Annotated in this window: 14 protein-coding genes; 12 read left to right on the forward strand and 2 right to left on the reverse strand. The window is 28.2% G+C overall.

What is annotated here, in order from left to right; all coding sequences use genetic code 11:
- Both ACLUJM_RS07650 and ACLUJM_RS07655 read left to right on the forward strand, forming a co-directional pair.
- Nucleotides 1-5,467 (forward strand): SNF2-related protein (locus ACLUJM_RS07650; protein ID WP_412412570.1); only part of this gene is annotated, 5,467 nt, incomplete at its 5' end.
- A 33-nt stretch (nucleotides 5,468-5,500) separates the two neighbouring features.
- The gene (locus ACLUJM_RS07655) at nucleotides 5,501-6,643 is read left to right on the forward strand and encodes a single-stranded DNA-binding protein (protein WP_412412571.1); all 1,143 of its coding nucleotides are present in this window, start codon (nucleotides 5,501-5,503) and stop codon (nucleotides 6,641-6,643) included.
- 189 nt (nucleotides 6,644-6,832) lie between these two features.
- Here ACLUJM_RS07655 and ACLUJM_RS07660 read toward each other — a convergent pair whose 3' ends face one another.
- Complete coding sequence (locus tag ACLUJM_RS07660) at nucleotides 6,833-8,203, reverse strand: relaxase/mobilization nuclease domain-containing protein (protein WP_412412572.1); 1,371 nt, start codon at nucleotides 8,201-8,203, stop codon at nucleotides 6,833-6,835.
- Entirely contained in the window at nucleotides 8,203-8,571 is a 369-nt protein-coding gene (locus tag ACLUJM_RS07665; RefSeq protein ID WP_036764329.1) for a plasmid mobilization protein, read from the reverse strand. Before ACLUJM_RS07665 ends, ACLUJM_RS07660 begins: the two co-directional genes overlap by 1 nt.
- A gap of 654 nt (nucleotides 8,572-9,225) precedes the next feature.
- Here ACLUJM_RS07665 and ACLUJM_RS07670 point away from each other — a divergent pair.
- The 10 genes from ACLUJM_RS07670 to ACLUJM_RS07715 all read left to right on the forward strand — a co-directional run bounded on the left by ACLUJM_RS07670 (nucleotide 9,226) and on the right by ACLUJM_RS07715 (nucleotide 25,024).
- A complete protein-coding gene (locus ACLUJM_RS07670) occupies nucleotides 9,226-9,597 on the forward strand; it encodes a metal-dependent transcriptional regulator (protein ID WP_073998359.1) in 372 nt (123 codons plus the stop codon).
- Nucleotides 9,598-9,752: 155 nt separating this feature from the next.
- Nucleotides 9,753-10,511, forward strand: a complete 759-nt coding sequence (locus ACLUJM_RS07675; RefSeq protein WP_412412573.1) for a thioesterase II family protein — start codon at nucleotides 9,753-9,755, stop codon at nucleotides 10,509-10,511.
- A complete protein-coding gene (locus ACLUJM_RS07680; protein ID WP_022620595.1) occupies nucleotides 10,489-11,163 on the forward strand; it encodes a 4'-phosphopantetheinyl transferase family protein in 675 nt (224 codons plus the stop codon). The genes ACLUJM_RS07675 and ACLUJM_RS07680 overlap by 23 nt, the downstream gene beginning before the upstream one ends.
- 18 nt (nucleotides 11,164-11,181) lie before the next feature.
- Entirely contained in the window at nucleotides 11,182-12,771 is a 1,590-nt protein-coding gene (locus tag ACLUJM_RS07685) for an AMP-binding protein (protein WP_412412574.1), read from the forward strand.
- Nucleotides 12,772-12,787: 16 nt separating this feature from the next.
- Nucleotides 12,788-18,961 carry an amino acid adenylation domain-containing protein gene (locus ACLUJM_RS07690; protein WP_412412575.1) on the forward strand — a complete coding sequence of 2,058 codons (6,174 nt, stop codon included), beginning with the start codon at nucleotides 12,788-12,790 and terminating at the stop codon, nucleotides 18,959-18,961.
- 22 nt (nucleotides 18,962-18,983) lie between these two features.
- Entirely contained in the window at nucleotides 18,984-20,048 is a 1,065-nt protein-coding gene (locus ACLUJM_RS07695) for a Gfo/Idh/MocA family oxidoreductase (RefSeq protein ID WP_154541799.1), read from the forward strand.
- A complete protein-coding gene (locus ACLUJM_RS07700) occupies nucleotides 20,045-21,502 on the forward strand; it encodes a condensation domain-containing protein (RefSeq protein WP_004838458.1) in 1,458 nt (485 codons plus the stop codon). The genes ACLUJM_RS07695 and ACLUJM_RS07700 overlap by 4 nt, the downstream gene beginning before the upstream one ends.
- 24 nt (nucleotides 21,503-21,526) lie before the next feature.
- Nucleotides 21,527-22,903, forward strand: a complete 1,377-nt coding sequence (locus tag ACLUJM_RS07705) for a phosphopantetheine-binding protein (protein ID WP_412412576.1) — start codon at nucleotides 21,527-21,529, stop codon at nucleotides 22,901-22,903.
- Nucleotides 22,900-23,973, forward strand: coding sequence for an NAD-dependent epimerase/dehydratase family protein (locus ACLUJM_RS07710; protein WP_099320407.1), 1,074 nt, complete (start codon nucleotides 22,900-22,902; stop codon nucleotides 23,971-23,973). The genes ACLUJM_RS07705 and ACLUJM_RS07710 overlap by 4 nt, the downstream gene beginning before the upstream one ends.
- Before the next feature lies 1 nt (nucleotide 23,974).
- Entirely contained in the window at nucleotides 23,975-25,024 is a 1,050-nt protein-coding gene (locus ACLUJM_RS07715) for a Gfo/Idh/MocA family oxidoreductase (protein ID WP_099320408.1), read from the forward strand.
- Nucleotides 25,025-25,028 lie beyond the last annotated feature (4 nt).

The raw sequence follows: 25,028 nt of genomic DNA on the forward strand, positions 1-25,028 counted from the left end.
GACTGATAGAGAAAATATAGAAGGGGTTTCTGAAGTTTCTTTAGAAAACTATAAAATTATTAATGAAGAAGAAAACCTACCACCTTCACAGAGATTAAAAAACAACATTGAAGCTATAAATGTCTTAAAGACCTTAGAAAAAGAAAATAGAAGTGCAAGAAAAGATGAACAGGAAATTTTGGCAAAGTATATCGGCTGGGGAGGACTTTCTGATGTATTTGATGAAGAAAAGGAAGGTCAATGGCTTGAAGCAAGGAACTTTTTAAAAGAAAATCTAACTGGGGAAGAATATAATAGGGCAAGAGGATCAACCCTAACAGCTTTTTATACGCCGAAAGTAGTTATAGACGCTATCTATGAAAGTCTTTCTAATCTTGGCTTTGAAAAAGGAAATATATTAGAACCAAGTGCTGGGACAGGTAGATTTATAGGAAATCTACCTGAAGAAATGAAAGAGTCAAACTTTTATGGAGTTGAATTAGATAGCATTAGTGGACAAATTGCCAAAGAACTTTACCCTAATGCCAATATACAAATAAAAGGATTTGAAGAAACCAATTTTTCTAATAACCTATTTGATGTGGCCATAGGAAATATTCCTTTTGGAGAATTTAAAGTAGCAGATCGTGAGTATGAAAGAAATAACTTTCTAATTCACGATTATTTTTTTGCTAAAACTTTAGATAAGGTTAGGGATGGAGGCATAATTGCTTTTATAACATCTTCAGGAACAATGGATAAAAAAAGTGAAGATGTTAGAAGATATATATCGGAAAGAGCAGAGTTCTTAGGAGCAATAAGACTACCAAATACTACATTTAAAGGGGTAGCTGGAACAGAAGTAACTTCAGATATAATCTTTTTAAAAAAGAGAGATAGGCTATTAAAGATAGATGAAGACTGGATAAAGCTAGACAAAGATGCAAAAGGACTAATATATAATAAATACTTTGTAGATAATCCTCAGATGGTAATAGGGACTATGGAAGAAATACCGTCAAGATTTGGGACAAGCCTTGCATGTATTGAAAATAAAGATATTTCTTTAGAACAAGGACTAAAAAAAGCCATTAAAAATATTCAAGGTAGGTATGAAGAAGCTCAAATAAATGATGATTTAGGAGAAGAAACAATACCAGCTGATGATAGTGTTAAAAACTATTCTTTTGCTTTAGTGGATGATGAAATATATTTTAGAGAAAATTCAATTATGCAAAGAATATCCTTAAACCAAAAGGATAAAGATAAGGTAAAAGAATATTTAAGATTAAATGAAAGTCTAAGGAAAGTTATAACCTATCAAAAAGAAGACTATTCAGATGAAGAGATAAAAAAAGAACAAGAAAATCTAAATAAGTTCTACGATGATTTCAATAGCAAACATGGAAGACTAAATTCAAAAACCAATAAAAAGTTATTTAGAGAAGATGCCAATTTTTCTTTAATTTCAACTTTGGAGAAATTAGATAAAGAAGGCAACTTTATAGGAAAATCTGATATCTTTAACAAGAGAACTATAAAAAAAGCTGTAATAATAGATCATACAGATAGGGCAATAGATGCTCTGGTACTCTCTATTAGTCAAAAAGGTAAAATAAATTTTGATTATATGGAAGAATTGACAGGAAAAACAAGAGATAAATTAATAGAAGAATTAAAGGGAGAAATATTTTTAAATTTAGATTCCTTTGAACCTAATGATATGAATCCATTTAAGTCTGCTAAAGAGCTAGGAGATTTTTCAAGAACTTACGTAAGTGCTGATGAATACTTGTCAGGAAATATAAGAGATAAAATTGAAGTTGTAGACTCTTATATTAAAAACATCGAAAAAGAGTTAGGAAAGGAAGAAAATCTAGAGGATAGTAAACTCTTAAAAAAAGAATTAGAAGAGTTACATTTTCAAAAAGCAAAGCTAGTGGAAGTAATGCCTAAAGCACTAGATGCAAGTGAGATTACAGTTAGAATGGGTGCAACATGGATACCGGAACAAGATTACAAAAAATTTATGTTTGATTTGTTGAAAACACCAGTTTCATCAAGGTGGAATATAGATATTAAGTATTCTGACTTTACAGGAGAATATAGAGTTGAAGGAAAAAGCTCTGATAGGGACAATGACCTTGCTTCTTTTACCTATGGTACAAATAGGGTAAATGCCTACAAATTGATAGAAGATACTTTAAATTTAAGAGATACTAAGGTATTTGACCAAGTAGAAGACAGTGATGGAAAGAAAAAATCTGTGCTTAATCAAAAAGAAACAATGCTTGCAAGAAGTAAGCAAGAGATGATAAAAGAAGAATTTAAAAGCTGGATATTTGATGATGTGGAAAGAAGAAATAGATTAGTAGAAGATTATAACGAAAGATTCAATTCCATAAGACAAAGGGAATATGATGGATCTAATCTTACTTTTGAAGGAATGAATCCTGAAATAGAATTAAGAGCACATCAAAAAGATGCCATAGCAAGAGGTTTGTTTGGTGGAAATACTTTACTTGCCCATGAAGTAGGAGCAGGAAAAACCTTTGAAATGATAGGTATAGCCATGGAGTCAAAAAGACTTGGGATGAGTAATAAGTCAATGTTTGTTGTTCCTAACCACATTGTAGAGCAATTTGGAAGAGAATTTAATGAACTTTATCCAGGAGCTAATGTATTATGTGCTACAGAAAAAGACTTCACACCAGATAGACGAAAAAGATTTTGTAGTCGTATTGCTACAGGAAGTTTTGATGCTGTTATTATAGGACATAGTCAATTTGAAAAAATTCCTATATCAAAAGAAAGACAAGAATATGAATTGCAAGGTCAAATTGATGAAATCATTGACTATATAGATGAATATAAAAGAGAAAGGGATCAAAGATTTACTGTAAAGCAATTAGAAAAAACAAAGAAAAAATTAGAGACAAAGTTAGAAAAACTAAATGCTGATTATAAGAAAGATGACGTTGTAACCTTTGAAGAACTGGGAGTAGATAAGTTATTTGTAGATGAAGCCCATGCCTACAAAAACCTCTATCTATTTTCTAAAATGAGGAATGTAGCAGGAATTACTTCTACAGATTCACAAAAATCATCAGATATGCTTATGAAATGCCGCTATATGGATGAAATAACTAATAATAAAGGATTAGTATTTGCCACAGGTACACCAGTAAGCAACAGTATGGCTGAACTTTATACCATGCAGAGATATTTACAGTATGATGAATTAAAAAAGATGAAATTGCAACATTTCGATTCTTGGGCGTCTACTTTTGGAGAAACAATAACGGCAATAGAATTAAATCCTGAGGGTAATGGTTATAGGAGCAAAACCAGATTTGCAAAATTTTATAATCTTCCTGAACTTATGAATACTGTAAAAGGATTTATGGATATTAAAACAGCTGATGTTTTAAATCTTCCTACACCAATTGCCCATTATGAAACTATAAAAACAAAGCCTACCGAAGAACAAAAAGAAATTCTTGAAACTTTTTCCGAGAGAGCAGATAAGGTTCGTGATAAGCAGGTAGATTCAAGTGTTGATAATATGCTATTAATAACAAATGATGGGAAGAAGATGGCGTTAGATCAAAGATTAATCAATCCTTTACTTCCTGATGATCCTAATAGTAAGGTAAATACCTGTATAAAAAATGTATTTAGCATTTGGAATAAATATAAAGATAAAAAATCTGCTCAATTAATATTTTGTGATATGTCTACACCAAGTAGTGATTTTAATATCTATGATGATATTAAAACAAAACTTATAGATATGGGAGTACCTGAAAATGAAATAGAATTTATTCATAAGGCAAAAAACAATATGGAAAAAGACGCTATCTTTGATAAGGTAAGAAAGGGAGAAATAAGAGTCTTACTTGGTTCAACACAGAAAATGGGAGCAGGTACTAATGCCCAAGACAAACTAATTGCAATTCACGATCTTGATATACCATGGAGACCTGCTGATCTTTCTCAAAGAGCAGGCAGGATTGTGAGGCAGGGAAATGAGAATAAGGAAGTCCATATATTTAGATATGTAACAGAAAATACTTTTGATGCCTATCTTTTCCAAACCTTAGAGAATAAACAAAAATATATTTCCCAAATTATGACTTCAAAGACACCAGTAAGAGTAGCAGAAGATGTAGACGAAGCCACATTAAACTATGCCGAAATCAAAGCTCTTGCAACAGGAAATCCATTAATAAAGGAGAAGATGGACCTTGATGTTGAAGTTTCTAAACTTAAAATGCTAGAGTCCAATTTTAAATCAAATCTTTACAAGCTGGAAGATAAAGTAGTTAAATTTTATCCAAAGGAAATAGAAAGATTAAAAGAAAGGATAGAGAACTTAAAGGAAGATATTAAAAATGTTGAGCCTTATAGAGAAGTAGATAAAAATTTAAAAGAAGATAATAAATTTACCTCTCTAATTATTGACGGAAAGAAGTATATAGATAAGAAAATAGCTGGAGAGTTTTTGTTGAACAAAATTAAGGGAGTTAAAATATATAGGGAAATGGATAAAGATGGAGAAAAAATAGGTGAATATAGAAATTTTGATTTATCCATAAAATATGATTCTTTTTTCAATAAATATAACTTTATATTAAAAGGTAAGGGAGAATATAGAGGAGAGTTTGGAACAGATGAAATAGGTAATATTACAAGAATGGATAATGTATTAGATAAATTACCAGAAAGATTAGAAAATACAATTTCAAAACTAAAAGATACAGAAGAGCAATTTCAAACAGCTAAAATTGAAATACAAAAGACATTTCCACAAGCTGAACTTTTAAAGGATAAGACACTAAGACTTGCAGAAGTAAATAATTTACTAGATATGGGAAAAAGTGAAGATATAAGCCAAGATAATCCATTACTAGAAGAAGTAAAGGAAGAATTGATAGACTTCCTTAACAGAGAATATGATGAAGAAAACAGGTTAGAGGACTTTGATACTATATTTCCTGACTTAACAGATATAGGAATAGCTTATACAACTACACCAGATGAAAAACATGAAATACAAGTAAGTTTAGATTTAATAAATTACAAGATGAACACCTATGTAGATAAGAACCTAATTGACAGCTTTCAATACACCTATGATCCCTTAGATGCAAGTGATTTAAAAGAGCTAGTACAGATAAAGACATCTATTGGCTTTTGGGATTTTAGTGAGCTTGTATCAGTAAATGAAGAAAAACTGAGAGAAGTAATGGGACTTGAAATAGATGATGATGGCAACTTTTATGATCCATTATCTAAAGATATGGATTTAGATGGAATAATAGATAGAAATGATGCTGACTTTAGAGATAGTAAAGTGCAGGAAATAGGAGATTTTGAAAGGAAAGAAAAAACATCTATTATGGATAAATTAAAGGAATATAAGGGAAATTTAGTAGTAAATAATAATATAAAAGAAATAAATAATAGTGAACCATGTGGCAGATAAAACTTTAAATGAGATTATTAGAGGACAAAGAATATGGAATTTGATAGAGATAGATTTAATGAATTTATTCGAGAAAATTTTTCTTTTGATGGTAATACTCAGAGAATAATCAACAATATAGTTGAATATGGAATTAAAAATTTTGCCGATTCAGAAGATAAATTAGTTGAATTTATTCAGACTACAATTGATGATCCAACAGTTGAAGAAATAAAACAATTTATTATTAGTGATGGAAAGGAAGAAGAAATAAAAGATTTAACAGATAAGAAAGATAAAAATAGAAACGGAGGAATAAAAATGAATATAAAAAAGGGAAATGTAATTGAAACTGAATTTGGAGACACTATGGTATTGGATGTGAAAGATAATCAAGCTACCTTATTTGACGGGAAGCAATTTATTTTAGCCACAGGAGTAGAATTTAATAAAGAAAGTGGAAAGTATGAATGGGATTCTGTTAGATATGCAAGTGATATAAAAACAATAGCAAATATGGAAAATACAAATTTTGAAAGCATGAAGAATACAATAGATTTTTTAGCAGAATATAATCATAAAGAATTTGTAAAAGGTATTATATCTCTTGAAACAGGAGTAGAAAATGAAAATGTTCTTAATAATGCCTATGATAATTATATGAACGATTCAGTTATGGGGCTTATTGATGAGAAGTTTATTGAATATATAGACGAAGAAGAGTTAAAAGAAAACTTAGAAGTTAATCAAGAACAAGGAGATAAAGAGATGAAAGATATAGATAATAAAGAGAAGGATACATTAAATATAGATGGAAATATAGCAACTGATATAGAAATTAAAGATTTAAAATCAAAAGATGGGAGGGACTTTAAAGTAGCCTCCTTTTCTATTGCTGAAAATGACAAGGGAGGAGATGCAAAATTCATCAGCTGCTACGCCTATAATGATAAAATCAATCAAGTAAAAAATTTGAAAAAAGGAGATTTTGTACACCTATTTGGCAAAGAAAAGAAAAGTATGGGAAAGGATAATAAGGAATACACAAGTCTAAAAGTATACTCTGCAAAGTTATTAAAAGCTAAAGAGCATACTAAAGCAAAAGCATCAACACTAGGGAAATTAAAGGAATTTAAGACTAAAGGGGATATGAAAGTGGATGAAAAGAAGAAAAAGGATAATAGCATAGAAAGGTAAAAGATTATAGGGGGCAGGTTTTAGTCTGCCTCCTGTATTTTTTTTATTGGTTGTCTTTAAGGTAAAATGATGGGTTATATTGAAAAAATATCAGCCACATCCTATCAGGAGGGCTGATACACAAAATTTTACACAGTCTCCCCTAAACAAAACTTTTCAAACTACTGGAGAATCTGATACACCAGATCCTTACTTATACAATTCATTATAAATATACTTATCAGTATTCTTTCTTAATTGGGTCAATTCATTTATCAATATATTCTCGTTGGCGTAGTCATCCATAAGAATATCTTTTTTATTTTTGTATTCATCATATAATTTTGACAACTCTTTTATACTTAGATTTTTATATTGACACTTTTCTAAAGTATTTATTGCTTTTTCATATGCGATAATTTGAGGCTTATATTCACTATAAAAATCTTTATCATTTGTGTTTTCTTTATAGGTTTTATAGATAACCTTATTTATTTTTATAGTATTAATGTCTTCAATAGCTGCGTATATTTCGCTCATAACTTTTTCTATATCCTTAATCTTATTTAGGATTTCTTGCCTATTAACTGCCTCTTCTTGGAGTTTATTTTCAAAATCCATACTAGATGATAGACCATATTTTCTAAGCTGATTTAAGGTCTTCGCCATAGTATTCATATTATGTTTTCTAGCCCATATTTCATAACCTTTAGAAGATTTAACCTTTTCATTGCTTTCTATGTCTATTATATTATCAAATTTCTTATAAGATTTCTTAGCATAATATATTTCACTATTTTTGTAATCTTCATTTACCTTATTTTCAATTCTTTCTTTTATTTTCTCTTTTGTATAATCTTTTCCAAGAGTAGTTTCCTTCGCACGAATGAATCGCCCCTTTTCTCCTTGTTTTTTATGTCTGAAAGAAAGATATTTTCCAAGTTTAATTTCATAGCCATATTCTTCCATAAGCTTTAAGAAATTCTCATAGCTATTTGCTTTATTAATAGCATGATCAATAGAAATTTGAAGTTTATGTTTCCAAGATTTTCCTTTATTAAATTCAATATATTCTTTGTAGGATTTACCATTGGTTTTATACTTTTCTTTAAATTCTACATAATCTTCATCTATAACAGAGAGCTTATATTTTCTACATAAATCATCACTATGATTTCTAATTTGGTGGTAAGTTTTTTTGTTACTTTGATATGCTTTGCCAGTTTCAAAAGAAACATTATTAAATAGTATATGGTTGTGAATATGCCCCTTATCTATATGAGTAGTAAGAACATATTCATACTTTCCTTTTAAGATTTTATCGCATAGTTCTATGCCTATTTGATGAGCCTCTTCAGCAGTAGTTTCTCCAGGAAAAAAAGATTGAATTAAATGTCTTGCTAAAACTTTTGCTTTAGAATTACATTCTATTTTTGTTTGTTCAAATTCTAAATGAGCAGTTATAGGGTTACAGTTTAGGGAGGAAATTAGAATTTTTTCATCTGTTTTATCACTATTCATAATATAATCAAGTGCTACTTTTAAAGTGGATTTTATAGGATGAATTTTAGTAATTGCCATTATTCTTTCTCAGTATTTATGCTATTAGAATTAGTAAGAGAGTATATTTTTTTACGCATAGAGAAAATATCTTTTGCTTGATTTTCTAATAAGCTTTTTAAATCTTCTACATCATCTTTATATATAATTGATGTAGTATTTACCCTTTTAGCAATTTGATTTATATTATTTGAAGTACGACTTATATTTGTTGACATTTCACGAAAGACATCCATATCTAATACATAAATATCTTTTTCTAAAATACATTTCATAATAAATTGTCTAAGAGTTTTACACTTAGATGCTTTATATTTTTCATTTAGCAATTCTAACTCCTCGTCAGATAACATTAAATAAATTCCGTTATTTCTAAATCTACTTGTCATAATTTAACCTCCTCGTATATTATAGTTGTAGTAATAAATACTACATTTTGTTCTCAATCCCTCTTTCTTATGGGATAATAATTATATAGAAAGAGCTCGTAGTAAACTTCCTTGAAGTTCCTCTTCCTAATAAATTTATTAATCGAAATAAAAAAGAAAAACCTGTAAATTCAAGTAGGATAACTTGACTTACAGGTTTAATTTATTCTATATATTTCGTTTGGAAATCTCCTGATTTAAATTTTTATTATTCATATTTTATCACTTTTTGAGATAATATTCAAGTTTACGTTGGGACTATTATGAGCATTTGTTGTTGAATTTAATTATTATAAATTTAGGGGTTTGGGGATATTCCCCAACAAGTAAAATGGAAAAAATAAGCGATATAATCGTAGTATTCTTATTCCATTTTTAGTAAGTGCATATGCACTTACTGTGCTTGCTATTTTTGCTATTTTTGCTATTTTTGTTTAATAAAAATACACTATTTTATGATAACTTAAATTTTAAAAAACTAAAAAAATTACTTTGAAATAGATACTTTTACAACTATAATAATATGTATGATATTAAAAAATATTTTAAATTATCATATTTAAAGATATTTAATTAAATTATTAGTTACTAACAATTTAAGAGGGGGAGTAATTTATTTTACACAGGGAATTTGCTGAAGAAAATTATTTAGAAGCCATATATATTTTATCTTTGGAAAATGAAGAGGTTAGAAATATAGACATTGCTAACTATTTGGATTACAAAAGACCGACGGTTACAAGAATGCTAAAAAAACTTGACAATAAAGGCAGGATAACTTATGGAGATGATAAAATAATTCGTTTAACAGACGAATCAAAAAAATTTTGTGAAAAGATGTATAAAAAACATATGTATCTTACTAGCGTATTCATTAAACTTGGAGTTAATCCTAAACAAGCAGAAAGTGAAGCTTGTCTTATAGAACACGTTATCTCAGATGAAACGTTTAAAAAATTAAAAAAACATTTTAATGAAACCTTATAATTAATAGCATAGATAACTTTTAAATAAGTTTTTTATGCTATTTTTTTTATTATTTTACAAAAAATTTCAAAAACTCATTGATAAATGTTATCAAATGGTATATAATGAATAAAAGTTAGCTATTGCTAACAAAAAATATATTAAAAGGTGAATTTATGTCAAAAAATTTTGAAATGCTAAATAAAGAATTAGACGAAAACAATATTAAAGCTAGTCTTGTTATATTTCCGTTTGCAGGAGGTGGAGTATCTGCATTTAGAAATTGGAAATATGAATTTGAAGATGTAAGAGTATTTGTTGCTCAATATCCAGGAAGAGAAAATAGATTTTCTGAAAAGGCTATAAGTGATATTAATATTTTAGTTGAAACATTATTCAATGATATGAAAGAAAATTTTGATTTTGGAAAACCTTACTATTTATTTGGACATAGTATGGGAACAAAAATTGTTTATGAAATAGCCTTAAAGATCAAAAATTCAAGTTATGAAAATCCAAGAGGAATAATAATTTCAGGTGGACGTGCTCCAGTGTATAAAGAACCAAATCCAATCTATCACCTTGATGACGAAGGTTTTATAGAAGGGCTAAGAAGATATGAGGGAACCCCGAAAGAGATATTAGATAATAAAGAATTGATTTCAATTTTTTTACCGACACTTAGAGCAGATTTTGTAATAGACGAAGACTATCAAGATACAAAACATGAAAAATTAGAAAGTCCCATACTTGGCCTTATGGGAGATAAAGATCAAGAAATGAAATTAGAAGAACTTAAAAAATGGCAAGATTATACAACAAAAGAATTCGTCTATAAATATATAGATGGCAAGCATATGTTTGTAAATACATCTACTGATATGGTTATAGGGGAAATAAAAAGCTATATTAATGAAAACGTTAAAAATAATTAAAATTACAGAACTAACAAAATTTGACATTAATGAGGTAGTTCAATTTATACATGATGATTGTATAGCAGTAGTTGCTGTAGAAACAAATAGTTATGGAATTATAAGTGAATGTATTCCATATTTAAGTAAAGATCAAATTGAAATTATGTGGAAGTATAGAAAAGAAAGTGACAGAATTAATTATGCTGTAACAAAAGCAATAGTAAACTTGCTATTTTCTAAAATTGAGAAACTAAAATTCGAAGAGATTAGATGGCGTTACGGTAAATATAATAAACCATATATTAGAAATCATTTGAATTTACATTTTAATATATCACATACCACAGGATTTTCAATAGTAGCTTTCTCAAGAAATGATATAGGAGTTGATATTGAAAATATAGAAAGAAATATAGATTATAGTGAAATTAAGAATAATTTTTTTATTAACAATGAAAAAATATTAGGTTTGAAAGACTTTTACAAATATTGGGTTTCTAAAGAAGCTTATTTAAAATATAAAGGAGTCGGTTTAATTCAAAATTTGGAAACAGTTGATGTTATTAATAAAAATAATAATGTAATGAAAGTTATAGATAAAGAAAATAATATTCAAAAGGAGATTTTGATTTTTGAAAAAGAAAAATTTGTTTTTGCGTTATGCTATTAAAAAGGTAGGGCAAATATTATGAATTTAGAGATTAAGAGACAATTAATCAACTTTTATGATAAAGATGTTTGGGAGCATCTAACTGTTGGCGAACATTTGAAAATGTGGTCAAATACATACGCCGATAGAGTAGCAGTTGTAGATGAAAATGAAGAATTGACATATAGACAACTTAAAGATGAAGTGGATTGTTATGCTAATGGACTTTTAAATCAAGGCTTCTGTAAGGGAGATAAAGTATTATTTCAACTTCCTAATAGCAAAGAATTCATTATAATTTTATTTGCAATGATGAGTATAGGAGTGATTCCTGTAATTATCTTGATGGGTCATAGATATTCAGAAGTTAAGGGAATTTTAAATAAAACAAATGCAAAAGCATATATTGGAATTAACAGGTACTTAGGATTTTCATATGAAGATATGGTGTCTAATATTATAGAAGATACGAAAGAAGATTTACAAGTTTATTTGATTGGCGAAACAGAGAAATATGAGAAGTTATGTACCTTAAGACAAAATAGAAAAAATAAATTTGTTGAAGAATTAGAGTATAAGGAAACAGCTATATTTTTATTGTCAGGAGGTACAACCGGCTTTCCGAAACTAATACCTAATAGGCATTGTGAATTTATATATTTAGCAAAAGAACTGGCAAATGCAACAGATATGAATGAAGATACAGTGTATTTAGCAGCTTTACCTATGAGCCATAAATTTGCACTTTGTTGTCCGGGAATGATTGGGACATTGTCAAAAGGTGGTAAGGTAGTTACTTGTAGAGTATCCAGTCCTGATGAAATAATACCTTTGATTGAGGAACAGGAAGTTAGCATTATGGCATTGGTACCTACTTTAGCTAATATGTGTATAGAATATCTTAAAAATGATGATGCTGATATCAGCAGTTTGAAGTATATACAGATAGGTGGATCTGTTCTTGATTCTAACTTAGCAAAAAAGATTCAGGAAGAATTTAATTGTAAATTATTGCAATTGTATGGCATGAGTGAGTCGTTGATTACTTGCTCTAGGGTTTTGGACGATGATTATGACAGATTACATACTCAAGGGAAGAAGTTAAGTGAGTTTGACGAAGCTCGTATTGTTGATGAAAACGGGAAAGAGGTTCCTGATGGAGATTTTGGAGAGCTAATAGTTAGGGGACCATATACTATTTTGGAATATTATGATTCATCAAAACTAAATGATACTCAGTTTACAGAAGAATGTTTTTTAAGAACAGGAGATAGAGCCGCTAAGTTATATGGAGACAATTATAAAATTGTTGGTCGTGTGTTGGAGATGATAAATCGTGCTGGAGAAAAAATAGTTCCTTCTGAGTTGGAAAATATTTTGCTTACAAATAAGAATATTAGAGAAGTGCAAATTGTTGGCATACCCGATGAGACTCTCGGAGAAAAAATAGGTGTATTTATTTTGAAGGGGAGTACCGTTCTTACACATAGAGATATAAGGAATTATTTGGTAGAAAGAGGACTTGCTTCTTTTAAGTTACCGGATGAAGTACAGTATGTTGATCAATGGCCATTAACAAGCGTTGGAAAGGTAGATAAAAGTAAATTAAAACAACAAATGATTAAATAGATAAGGAGGCTACAATATGGAAACATATCAAACTAGACAACAGGCAGTACGACTTCTTGATGAAGTGTTACAAGCAAACTTAGATGGATTTAAACCTTCAGGAAAAGACAATTTGATTGAAAAGGGTTTAGGCTCTATCCAAATCATGCAAATAGTTTCAGAGCTTAAAAAATTAGGGATAAAATTATCGTTTGCAAAACTAATGGAAAATCCTACACTTGAAGATTGGATTAGACTTATTGAAAAAGCAAATATTAAAAATATTGATAAAAAGACTGAATCAAGAGAAAAGAATATTTCGGAAGAGTTCCCTTTAACGGATGTACAGTATGCTTATTTTGTAGGGAGAGAAGAAGATCAGGTTCTAGGTGGTGTTGGGTGTCACGCATACTTAGAAATTGATGGACAAGAGATTGTAACAGATAAATTAACTGCTGCTTGGAACTGTTTACAAATGGAAAATCCAATGCTTAGAGCAAAATTTAACCGTAATGGTACTCAGCAAATTATGGAAGAACCATACTCAAAAGAAGTTAAAATTTTTAATTATACTTCACTATCTGAAGAAGATGCAGACATAAAATTATTGGAAATGAGAAAAGAAATGTCTCATAGAAAATTTGATATAGAAGTTGGAGAAGTAGCTAGCCTTAGCATTGCGTTACTAAAGGATAAAAAACATAGAATATTTTTAGATATTGATATTCTAGTTGCAGATATAATGAGCATAGGCATTATAATGAGTAGACTTGTAGAGCTGTACTGCGGAGAAGATAAAGTTTCAATAGATAGCAATTATACTTTTAAAAATTATCTGGAGGAACGAAAAATAGATGACGAAATATACAAAAAAGATAAGGAATTCTGGAAGAAAAAAATTGAATCCAGTTTTCCTTTAGAGGCACCTAACTTACCCATTAACAAAAAACCAGAAATGATTGAAAAAGTGGTTTTTTCAAGAAGAAAGAAAATTATTAGCAAAGAAAACTGGATTAAGATTAAAGAAAATGCATATAAAAATAAAGTTACCCCATCAATGGTTCTGTTATCAGCATATTCAATGATTATTGAAAGATGGACAAATCAAGAAAAATTTGTGATCAATGTGCCATTATTCAATAGAGATGTAAATGATAATAGTGTTAAAAGAATGGTTGCAGATTTTACTAATCTTCTATTAGTTGAGTGTGAAAGAAAGAATGAAAAATTTTTAGATAGAGTGAAAACTATATCTGGCACATTTTTAGAAAATGCCTCTCACAGCTCATACTCTGGAGTGCAGGTACAAAGAGATGTTTATAAAGAAGTTGGAAAAACTATCAATATTGCACCTGTGGTGTTTGCTTGTAATATAGATTATCCTTTAGAGACTCAGGAAACAAGAAAAATATTCGGGAAAATAAACTATATGGTATCACAAACTCCACAAGTTTGGCTCGATTTTCAAACTTATTTAGTAGATGATGAGATTGTATTATGCTGGGATGTGGTTGATGAATTATATCCAGATGGAATGATTGATGATATGTTCGACTCTTTATACACTTTATTACAATCATTAAGTGATAATGAAAATTGGTATAGATTGCCTGAAATTCTTCCGTTGAATCAGATTGAAGATAGAGAAAAAGAATTAAAAAATATTTTGCCTTTGAGTTACCCTAAACAAACTCTCTATACAGAATTTCTTGATAGGATTAAAGTAAACCCGGAAAAAGTTGCTATTGTGGATGCACAATCCGGTATTGAATTAACTTATGGAGATTTATACAAAAAGGCGTTAATTATTGCAACAAATTTAATTTCTTTTGGAGTAAAAAAGAATGACTACGTGGGAATAACATTGCCAAGGGGATATAGTCAAATAGTTGGTATTTTAGGAATTTTATTTGCCGGCGCAGCATATGTTCCTATCGGTATTAATCAACCCAACGAAAGAAGAAGGAAAATATATGAACAGATAGGAATAAAACATGTCTTATCCAATAAAAATACAATAAGGGATTTTAATTTAGATGATACAGATATCACATTTGTTGATATGGATCAATCAACTATTCAAAGTATAATTGAAAAACCTGTCAATATTAGTCCGTTTGATACAGCCTATGTAATTATGACATCAGGAACGACGGGAATTCCTAAAGGTGTGGAAATTGCACACAATAGTGCTGTTAATACAATCAATGACTTAAATGAAAGATATGAAGTAAATGCCAATGATAGCGTAATAATGGTATCAGCAATTGATTTTGATTTATCAGTTTATGATATTTTTGGAATATTATCGGCTGGAGGAACTATCATTACTTTAGATGATAATAATTTCAAAGATCCGGAACTTTGGTTAAAACTTATTGAAAAATATGAAGTAACAATGTGGAATTCGGTGCCAATTCTTTTTGATATGCTAGTAACTATGGCAGAGGGTAAAGATGTTTCTATTCCATTGAGATTAGTTTTTCTTTCTGGAGACTGGATTGCAACAACATTACCTAAAAGATTTTATAACAGAAGCAAAAATTCTCTTGTAGTTGGAATGGGAGGAGGAACAGAGGCTTCCATTTGGTCAAATTATATCAATGTTCCAAAGGAAATACCTAAAAATTGGATTTCTATTCCATATGGAAAAGCGTTAAAGAACCAAGTCTATAGAGTAGTTGATGGTTTAGGAAGAATATGTCCTAACTATGTTAAAGGAGAATTGTTAATTGGTGGGGTTGGTGTTGCAAAGGGATATAGGGGAGATAAGGAATTAACAGAAAAGAAATTTATAGAATCGGATGGAGTTAAATGGTATAGAACTGGAGATGCTGGAAGAACATGGAATGATGGAACTATTGAATTTTTAGGAAGGCTTGATAATCAGGTAAAAGTTAAAGGGCATCGAATAGAACTTGGAGAAATTGAAGATGCTTTAATTGGAAATCCTAAAATTAATAAAGCTGTTGTTGATGTTATTAAGATTGGCACTAATAATCAATTGGTCGCATTTATTGAAAGTAATGAGAGTAAGGATTATACATTAACTAGATTAAGTAGTAATGAAAAAATAAATAAACTGAAATCTGAATACATTGATTATGATGAGTATCTAAATAGTGAAAATAATATGGTTTTAGGTTTGATATTTTCTATTTTCATGGATTTGGGTATTAGTCAAGGAAAAAGGTATTCTTTTGATGAAATAATGAAATTTGGAGAAATAGATATAGGATATGAATTGCTCGTAAAAAGATGGCTATTATTATTGCAAGAGCATAGTATGATAAGTTTAGAAGATGGTATTTACTTATTTAAAAAAATAGATATAGCATTAGACACAACAGTCAACCTAGATAATTTCAAAAATAATGTGGTAGATATTATACAGGGTAAGAAACAAGCTATTGATGTGTTTTATGCTTCTGAATCTAAACTTAGTCCTTCCAGACTTTTGAAAAAACTGAAAAATTATAGAGAAAATATAAATGAACTTATTGAAACTATAAAGATGGTATTTGATGGCAAAAATAAAAAGCTTAAGATTTTAGAAATAGGTGGAAGAAATAGCGAATTAACAGAAGAGGTAATTACAAACTTTGAAGATAAAATCGAAAAATATGTTTATACGGACAATTCACTATATTTTGCAAATGAGTTTGAAGACATAAAAAATAAATATACTTGTTTCGAGTTTATAAAAATAAATTCTTCAAGTAAGTATTTGGAAAATTTTAAAACGGAAAATTTCGATATTGTCATATTATATAATTCACTACATCGTTCTCATAATATTTCAGATATGTTGCGTAATATAAAAACCATATTATCTCCTATGGGCGTTGTGATTGGAACTGAAATAAATGATGAATTATTATTACCAGAAATTAGTGCATCTGTATTAGAACGTGGTTTTATTGATTTTGATTTGTTAGAGCGTAATGGAAAAATTATTCCAAATATTAAAAACATTAAAAATGCAAGTGAAAATTGTAAATATAAAATTGAGTATTTATCTAATGAGACTGAAATTAACAAAATGGGAAGTATGATATATGTTCTTAAAAATAACAAAATAGATGTTGAACAAGATGAATTAATTAAATTTTTAAAGAACAAGCTTCCTGAATACATGATTCCATTTGAATTTGTAATAGTAGGAGAAATGCCTTTAAATAAAAATGGTAAAATTGATAGAAAAGAATTAAGGAAATTGATAGAAGGACATGATAATCAAGATTCTGGTTATGATAGCAAAAGTATTGAAGGTAAAAATGAAACAGAAAAGTATGATGAAATTACAAGGAAATTAGTCAATATTTATAAAGAAATTTTAAATGATATGAATGTATTATCGACTTCTAATTATTTTCAATTAGGAGGAGATTCTCTTACAGCGACGAAAATTGTTTCCGAAGTACAGAAAGAATTGTGTGTACAAATATCAATTGGAGACATCTTCAAATATCCTGTTTTGAGAGAACTTTCAGAGTATATTAAAAAAATTGACAAAAAGAGAAATTTATCATTTCAAAAAATTATACCTGATGTTGAAAATATAAATGAGCCATTTCCATTAACGGATGTGCAATTTGCATATTGGATAGGAAGAAACAAAATGTATTCTTTAGGTTCAGTAGCAACACATTGTTACTTCGAATTAGATTGTTTGAATATTGAGCCTAATAAACTTCAAAAGATAATAAATGATATGATTAAGTATCATTCTATGTTAAGGGCGATAATTTTAAACAATGGAACACAACAGATATTGGAAAAAGTTCCACCATTTATGTTAGATATTAATAACTTATCATGTCTTAATAAGGTTGAACAAGAGGAAGCTTTAAAATTGACTAGAGATATTATGTCTCACGAAATATTAAAGATAGATAAATGGCCTATATTTAATTTCAAACTTAGCATTTTAGATGAAATTAAATCCAGACTCCACATTAGTTTAGATAATATTATTTTAGACGGTTGGAGTATGTTCTACATTCTAGATGAATTGAAATTAAGATATAATGAAGAAAATTTTTATAAGGAATTACCAGATGTTTCATTTAGAGATTATGTTTTAGAAATTAGAAAAGTAAAAAACACATCTAAATATCAGGTTGATAAAAAATATTGGCTGAATAGATTGAATGGATTTTTGGAAGCCCCTAAATTTGAAATAGCAAAGTTAGAAAGTGATATAGAAGAACAAACTTTTAATAGAAGAGAAAAAATCATTGATTCTTATGGATTGAATAAATTAAAAGGAATCGCAAGAGAAAATAACATAACATTGACAATTTTATTAATAACATTATTTTCTGAAATAATTAGGAAATATTCATTAAATGATGAATTTGTATTAAATATTACACAGTTTAACAAGGAACAAATTCATCCGGATATAAATAAAATCATAGGAGATTTTACTAACCTAACATTTCTTGAAGTAAAAAATTGTACTAGCGATTCATTGCTAGAAAAATCCAAAATGTTGCAAAAACAATTATTAGAAGATACAAAACACAATTCATATAGTGCTGTAGAATTTGGAAGAGAATTAAGGAATAAATACTCTAACAATAGATATTCTTTAATGCCTATAGTATTTACAAGTGGATTAGGTTTGTCTGAAGGCAGGAAAGATACTTGGCTAGGAGAACTTGTATATAATATTTCTCAAACACCACAAGTTTGGCTTGATCATCAAGTTATGGAAATGGACGGCAAATTAAAAATAATTTGGGATTCCATTGATGAAATATTTACGGCACAGTTGCTAGATAGGATGTTTGAGTCTTATGGAAACTTATTGGATACTATAATAAATAATACCAATACGTTTTCCACTAAAATTAATTATAAGGAAAATAAAGATACTGAAAATAATGTATGTATTAGAGAAGACTTATCAGTTTATCAAAATAATGAACCTGATGAAGATATTCATAAATCAAACAAGAAAACAGAAGATAAACTGAACACTGAGCTACTTTATTCTATATCAGAAATTTGGAAAGAAATTTTAAAAATTGAAGAAATAAAAAAAGAAGATAACTTCTTTAAACTAGGAGGGAATTCTTTAAATATGATACAACTATCTAATACATTAATGGAACGATATGGTTTTCATTTAGAATTAGGAGAATTTATGGAAACTCCATATATTGAAAATTTGGTAATAAAGTTGATGGATTTTTTGAAATGATGTATTTGGAGAGAGGAACATTATGATGAAAGCGATAGTTTGTGGAACAACTTTTGGTCAATCCTATATAAATGCGATAAAAAAAATAAATAATATTGAATTGGTAGGTATATTAGCTTTTGGAAGTAGTCGTTCTAAGAGGTGTGCAGAAGAACATAATGTTCCACTATATGTTGATGTAGATTCTATTCCAGGAAATATAGATATTGCATTTGTTATAATTAAATCTTCTGTATTGGGAGGTAAGGGAACTGAATTGTCAGAGAGTCTCTTAAAAAAAGGAATTCATGTGATACAGGAACATCCAATTCATTATAGAGAGATAGAGAACTGCTTAAAGTTGGCTCATGAATTCAACTCATATTATATAGTAGGGAATTTATATAATTCATTGGAAACTATTGAAAAATTTATTGAAGCTGCAAAATATTTAAATAAAAAAGATGTTCTTGAACATGTAGATATCATGACATCTTCGCAACTTCTTTATTCTTTGATAGGTATTCTGAACGAAGCATTACCTCTTCTTAGAAGTTTTAATATAATTCCAACGTTAACAGAGAAAAGATACCCTTTTAATCGTGTTGTTTTGTCAAATGGGCAATTGGATGTAAACTTACAAATTCATAATGAGGTTTCTGATGTGGATGGGAATAACCATATGCATCTTCTTCATAAAATTACTTTTTTTTATAAAAGTGGAAGATTAGATCTTGAAGATACCTTTGGATCTGTAATATGGAGGGATAGAATGAATATATCTGATAATATTGTGTTAGATTCAAAACAAATTGATGTTAATTATTTAAATAAGCCAATAAAATTTAGCTTGGCAAATTACAGTAACTTGACATATGAAACTATACTTTATGATGTTTTTCCGAATGCCATAAGGAAAGAAATTGAAAAATTTATTGAAAATGTTAAACAAAGAAAAAATAATATTACAAGAACGCAAAAGGAAATAATAGTTTCGAAAAAATGGGGAGAAATAATGAAAGAAATAGGGTTTCCTAAAAATGTTAAATTTGGTGAAGAACATCTTAACCATTTACAAGCTTTAAAAAATTTAGGGATGAAAAAATGAAACTAAAAAATGATAGTACAGACTTAGAATTATTTGATTATGTAAATGAGCTGAGAAAACAGGGAATGTTTTTGTTTGTGGAAGATAAAAAATTAAAATATAGAATCAAAAAAGAATTATACAATGAAGAGGTAATCAACGAAATTAAAGTTAACAAAGAGGATTTACTCAGATATTTATCAAAAGCACAAGAAAACACTTTGGAATTGAGTTCACTTCAGTTGGCATATATGGCTGGACAAGTAGATGGGGAATTTTTAAATAAAGTTAATGCTCATTATTATATTGAATTTGAAAAGCAAAATTTAAATATTGCTAATCTTGAAAAAAACATTAATTTGATGATTAGAAAAAATGATATTTTAAGATTGATTTTATTATCGGATGGTAGAGGGATTATACTGGAAAAAGTTCCTGAATATAAAGTTTTTAAATATCAATATAATTCTAAAGAGGATAGGTATAAAATGCGAAAGATTTTATCGCATATGAAGTATAATATCGAAACATGGCCTATGTTTAAATTCGTAGTTGGAAAGAAAATTAATGGCGGGAATAAAAATGATGTACTCCACATAAGTTTTGATTGTTCTATATTAGATGCGTGGAGTGCAGGTAATATGATATATAAGCTTTTTGCGTTATACGAAGGAGAAAAAATAAGTTTTTCCGATGTATCTTATAAAGATTATGTAATGAATTTAAGAATATATAAGGAACTTGCGTTTAATAAGAGACTTTTAGATGAGGCTGAAAAATATTGGAATAAAATGATAAAAACACTACCAAAAGCACCGAATTTAAGAACAAAAATGCCGATTAATGACTTAGAAGAATACAATTTTAAAAGAAAAGAATATCGTTTTAGTAAAGAACAAACTGACAATTTAATACATTATTCAAAACTAAGAGGTGTAACGTTGTCTGCTATATTAATCACTATTTATATGAAAGTATTGTCTGACTTAATTGAGACTGACGAATTAACAATAACAACAACATTATTTGGGAAATTACCAGTAGTTAAAAATGCAGATGAATTGTTGGGAGAATTTACAAATATAGGATTAATTAGCTATAAAGATGAATATAAATCTATATTAGAGTCCATCAAAAAAACCCAAAAACAAATATTTAAGTTATTAGAATATAGATGTTTTGATGGGATTAATGTTATAAATAAAGCTAGGCAAGAGAATGGAATAAATAAATTGTTTCCAATAGTAGTTACCTGTATGATTGGAGAGAGTTATAACAATTGTAAAAATGGATTCCATGAAATATGTTCATTAAGTCAAACACCTCAAGTTTATCTAGATCATCATATAAGAATGATTGATGATAGTATTGTGATTACTTTTGATTATATAGATGAATTATTATATGAAGAGGATATTATTTGGATGGTAGGTAAGTATATTGATGTTTCAAATGAAATATGCTCTAATTTTTGATAAATCAACTATGGAGGGAATAATATGAAAAGAAAAAAGTTTAATATTGAGTATCAAAAAAGAATTTATAGTGGTAAATATAAAACAATAATCTCACAAGAAAATGTTAAAACGCTCCTGGTTGAACCAGAATTAGAGGAAGATAAATCGGAATTTAAGATAAATTATATTGATAATATTAATACAGACAATGAAGTAAAAAAGAGAAAGTATTTTGTCCAAAAATTTTTATTAGATTTATTAACTGAAATTAATGTTAAAAAAATAAAAATAGACAACAAGAATGAAAATATAATTAAATACTGGTTGAAATATGTGAAAGATTTTAAAGCAGATGAGATGAATGAAGTAAAAATCGCAGAGGATTCTTTATATAGAAAACTACAACTAAAAAAGAATTTATTTGTAGATATACTTGAGAATAATAATAAAAAAGAGCTTTTGCTTTTAGATAATGAAATATCCCCAGCAAAACTAGGCATTAGAAGTGAGTTTACTGAGAGTTTATTAGATAAATTAATTAAAAACATCAATAATGAAAGTAAAGATATTAAAAGGTTAACAATAGGCATTGTTAATGATGTAGATTGCACAATAAAAGATAACTTAGTCAGCAGAATTAAATATTTAAACAATGTAATTTTATTAAATGATTGCAATGATAAGAGATTTTTAAAAGATAATTACTTAAGTAGATTTGATCACATTATTTCTGTTAATTTTTTACATCAAATTGAAGATGTTGAATCTTTTTTCAAAACCTCAAAACTAATGTTAAAAAGAAACGGAAAAATTCATGTAATTGATTTTGGTAAAATGGATCCAATATCTATACTTACAGCCATATTTTTTCAAGAAAAAAATCTTAATGTAGAAACTGAAAAACGTACGCAGTTTTTTTATAAAGTTGATTACATTAAGGAAATAGCAAAAAAATATTTTTTAAAAAATACTATGTTTTCGATAGAAAATAATATTGCTTATTATCTCGAATCAGAAAACTATACAGATCATCTTGAGTTGATAAATAACTTAGAAAATGAAATTGGGTTAGATTTCGATAAGAAGATTGTTTTGCTGTCATTGGACTCTTTTGATGTGGATGTCTCTGATAAAGCAACAATAAAAGAACAATTAAAAAATCATAATGAAAATTTAGAAGAAATCTTAAAAATAATATGGATGCAAAATTTGGATATAGATGATGTAGATAGAAATTCTAATTATTTTAAGCTTGGAGGAAATAGCTTATCTGCAACAAAGCTTCTAGTTGAGATAGAAAGAAGATTAAAATGCAACCTAAAATTAAATGAAATTTTTTCAAATCCTGAATTTGAAAAAATGTTAAATTTGATAAATTCAAAACAGTTAGGTATGGAGGTAGTAGAAGGTGAAATATGATAGGAATAATTGGAGCTACTGGAGATATTGGTTCAGAATGTACTAAAATTTTGAATGATTATGGCATCAAAGATATAAAGTTGGGATATAGAAAAAAAGAAAAAGTTTATAAGAGTAAGAATACTTTTGCGTTTATAGATTTGGATGATATAAATACTTGTATTGAGTTTGTTGATGGATGTGACTGTATTATAAACTGTTCAGGGTATTCAGATTCATCAATATTTAATTTAATAGATACAGTTAATAAAAACAAATGTATTCTAATTGACTTAAGTTATTATAATTTCTATGAGAAATCTGTTTTTGAAGGAGGAACAATATATCATGGAGTTGGTTCATCGCCAGGATTAATAGAAGCATTGCCAGTTATTATTTCTAGAGTTTTTGATAAAACCCTTAGTTTTCAAATGTATTACGCCTCTAATGGAGAATTTACTTATAATGCAGCCAAAGAATACTTGAGATATTTAAGTGAAGATGGGTTTTATGCAAGATCAATCTTAAATTCAGGGAAGATAGAACCATATTTGGCAGAAAATAAAACAATAACATTGCCAATAAGCAGCGAAAGATGGGTGCCATTTCCGTATATTGATAAAAGAACTATTAAAGTTTGTAGGCAAATAGGTGTGGAAAATGCCATATTTTATATGTGCATAAAGAACGGATATGTTTGCAATTTTTTAAAGAATATTCGTTCCGATAACATTGAAAATATAAATGTAATGGCACAAAAATTAGTGGATTTATCCAATTTGGATAATATTGAAAAAAAAGATTTTGGAGGATTTATCTTAGAGGCAACAGGAATAAAAAATAAAAATACTATAGATGCTAATATGATTTTAAAAAGCATTTCACCAACTAGATTAACGGCTCTAACAGTAGCAGCTGTTTCCATTTTAGCTCTAGAACATGGTAATAAAACTGAAATCAAAGATATGAGTGAGTTTCCTTTATTAAATAGTTTACTTGATAAGATGATGGAAATGGATACAACATTTTATTACAAATTGATGAAAGGAACAAATTTGAAATTGAATAATATCTTTGAAGGAGAAATATAAAATGAAAAAAAGATTGAAAGCCATAGTTTGTGGCACGAATTTTGGGGAATTTTATTTAAAAGCATTAAAGAGAGCCGAATCAGATTTTCAAATTGTTGGTATTATCGGAAGAGGTAGTGAAAGGTCAAAGACATTTTCAAAGAAATATAATATACCACTGTATTTTAATGTTGAAGAATTGCCATCAGATATAGATTTAGCTTGCGTTATTGTTAGAAGTGAGGGAACAGGTGGGGATGGAACAGAATTGTGCATAGATTTACTAAATAAAGGAATAAACGTAATTCAAGAGCAACCTGTTTATCAAGAACATTTATATAAATGTTATAAGCTAGCAAGAGAGAAAAACCTTATTTACATGACTGCAAATCTATATTCAAATTTATCAAATATGCAGAGCTTTGCAGTGTATGCAAAAAAATTAAATATATATTCTAAGTTAGAATATATAAGTGTTTCTTTTTCTACACAATTATCATATGTAGCTTTGGATTTATTAGCTATTTCTGGTATTTTAGGTGATTTAGAGTTGGATAATAATATAATAAAGGGATTAGGCCCATTTGATATATTATATGGAAATATAGGGAAATTACCTATTTTAATAGAATTCAATAATCAATTAAATCCCAAAACACCTGATTACAATATGCAATTAATGTATAGTTTTAAACTTTATTATGAAGATGGAGTATTATCGCTAAATGATGCTTATGGAGATGTTGCTTGGCGTCCAAGAACATATTTAAAAGGAGCTAAAGACGATTTAAATATAGGTAAAGAGTCAATCTACAAGGTTTTGAATTCTTTAAAAGAAACGAGTACTTCAAAATTTTTTCAAACATACTGGATTGATTCAATAACAGCAGAATTGATTAAAATGAAGAAATATATGAATTCAGGCAAACTTGATATTCGTCGAGTAAACAGGGAACTATCAACATCTAAAAAATGGGAAATTTTGCAGAAAAAAGCGGGATATGCAAAGTTTATGGAGACTAGTAAAGAGAAGCTGCTTTTGCTGAGTGATATAAAAATTCTTGATGAATAATTTA

The sequence above is a fragment of the Finegoldia sp. genome (genome assembly GCF_046991905.1).
Lineage (GTDB): Bacteria > Bacillota > Clostridia > Tissierellales > Peptoniphilaceae > Finegoldia.

Excerpts from the sequence above, each read along its gene's own strand:
- ACLUJM_RS07715 (WP_099320408.1), top strand. The coding sequence starts at position 23,975 with ATGAAAAAAAGATTGAAAGCCATAGTTTGTGGCACGAATTTTGGGGAA.
- ACLUJM_RS07685 (WP_412412574.1), top strand. The coding sequence starts at position 11,182 with ATGAATTTAGAGATTAAGAGACAATTAATCAACTTTTATGATAAAGAT.
- ACLUJM_RS07695 (WP_154541799.1), top strand. The coding sequence starts at position 18,984 with ATGATGAAAGCGATAGTTTGTGGAACAACTTTTGGTCAATCCTATATA.
- ACLUJM_RS07700 (WP_004838458.1), top strand. The coding sequence starts at position 20,045 with ATGAAACTAAAAAATGATAGTACAGACTTAGAATTATTTGATTATGTA.
- ACLUJM_RS07660 (WP_412412572.1), bottom strand. The coding sequence starts at position 8,203 with ATGGCAATTACTAAAATTCATCCTATAAAATCCACTTTAAAAGTAGCA.
- ACLUJM_RS07710 (WP_099320407.1), top strand. The coding sequence starts at position 22,900 with ATGATAGGAATAATTGGAGCTACTGGAGATATTGGTTCAGAATGTACT.
- ACLUJM_RS07680 (WP_022620595.1), top strand. The coding sequence starts at position 10,489 with ATGAAAACGTTAAAAATAATTAAAATTACAGAACTAACAAAATTTGAC.
- ACLUJM_RS07665 (WP_036764329.1), bottom strand. The coding sequence starts at position 8,571 with ATGACAAGTAGATTTAGAAATAACGGAATTTATTTAATGTTATCTGAC.
- ACLUJM_RS07655 (WP_412412571.1), top strand. The coding sequence starts at position 5,501 with ATGGAATTTGATAGAGATAGATTTAATGAATTTATTCGAGAAAATTTT.
- ACLUJM_RS07705 (WP_412412576.1), top strand. The coding sequence starts at position 21,527 with ATGAAAAGAAAAAAGTTTAATATTGAGTATCAAAAAAGAATTTATAGT.
- ACLUJM_RS07690 (WP_412412575.1), top strand. The coding sequence starts at position 12,788 with ATGGAAACATATCAAACTAGACAACAGGCAGTACGACTTCTTGATGAA.
- ACLUJM_RS07675 (WP_412412573.1), top strand. The coding sequence starts at position 9,753 with ATGTCAAAAAATTTTGAAATGCTAAATAAAGAATTAGACGAAAACAAT.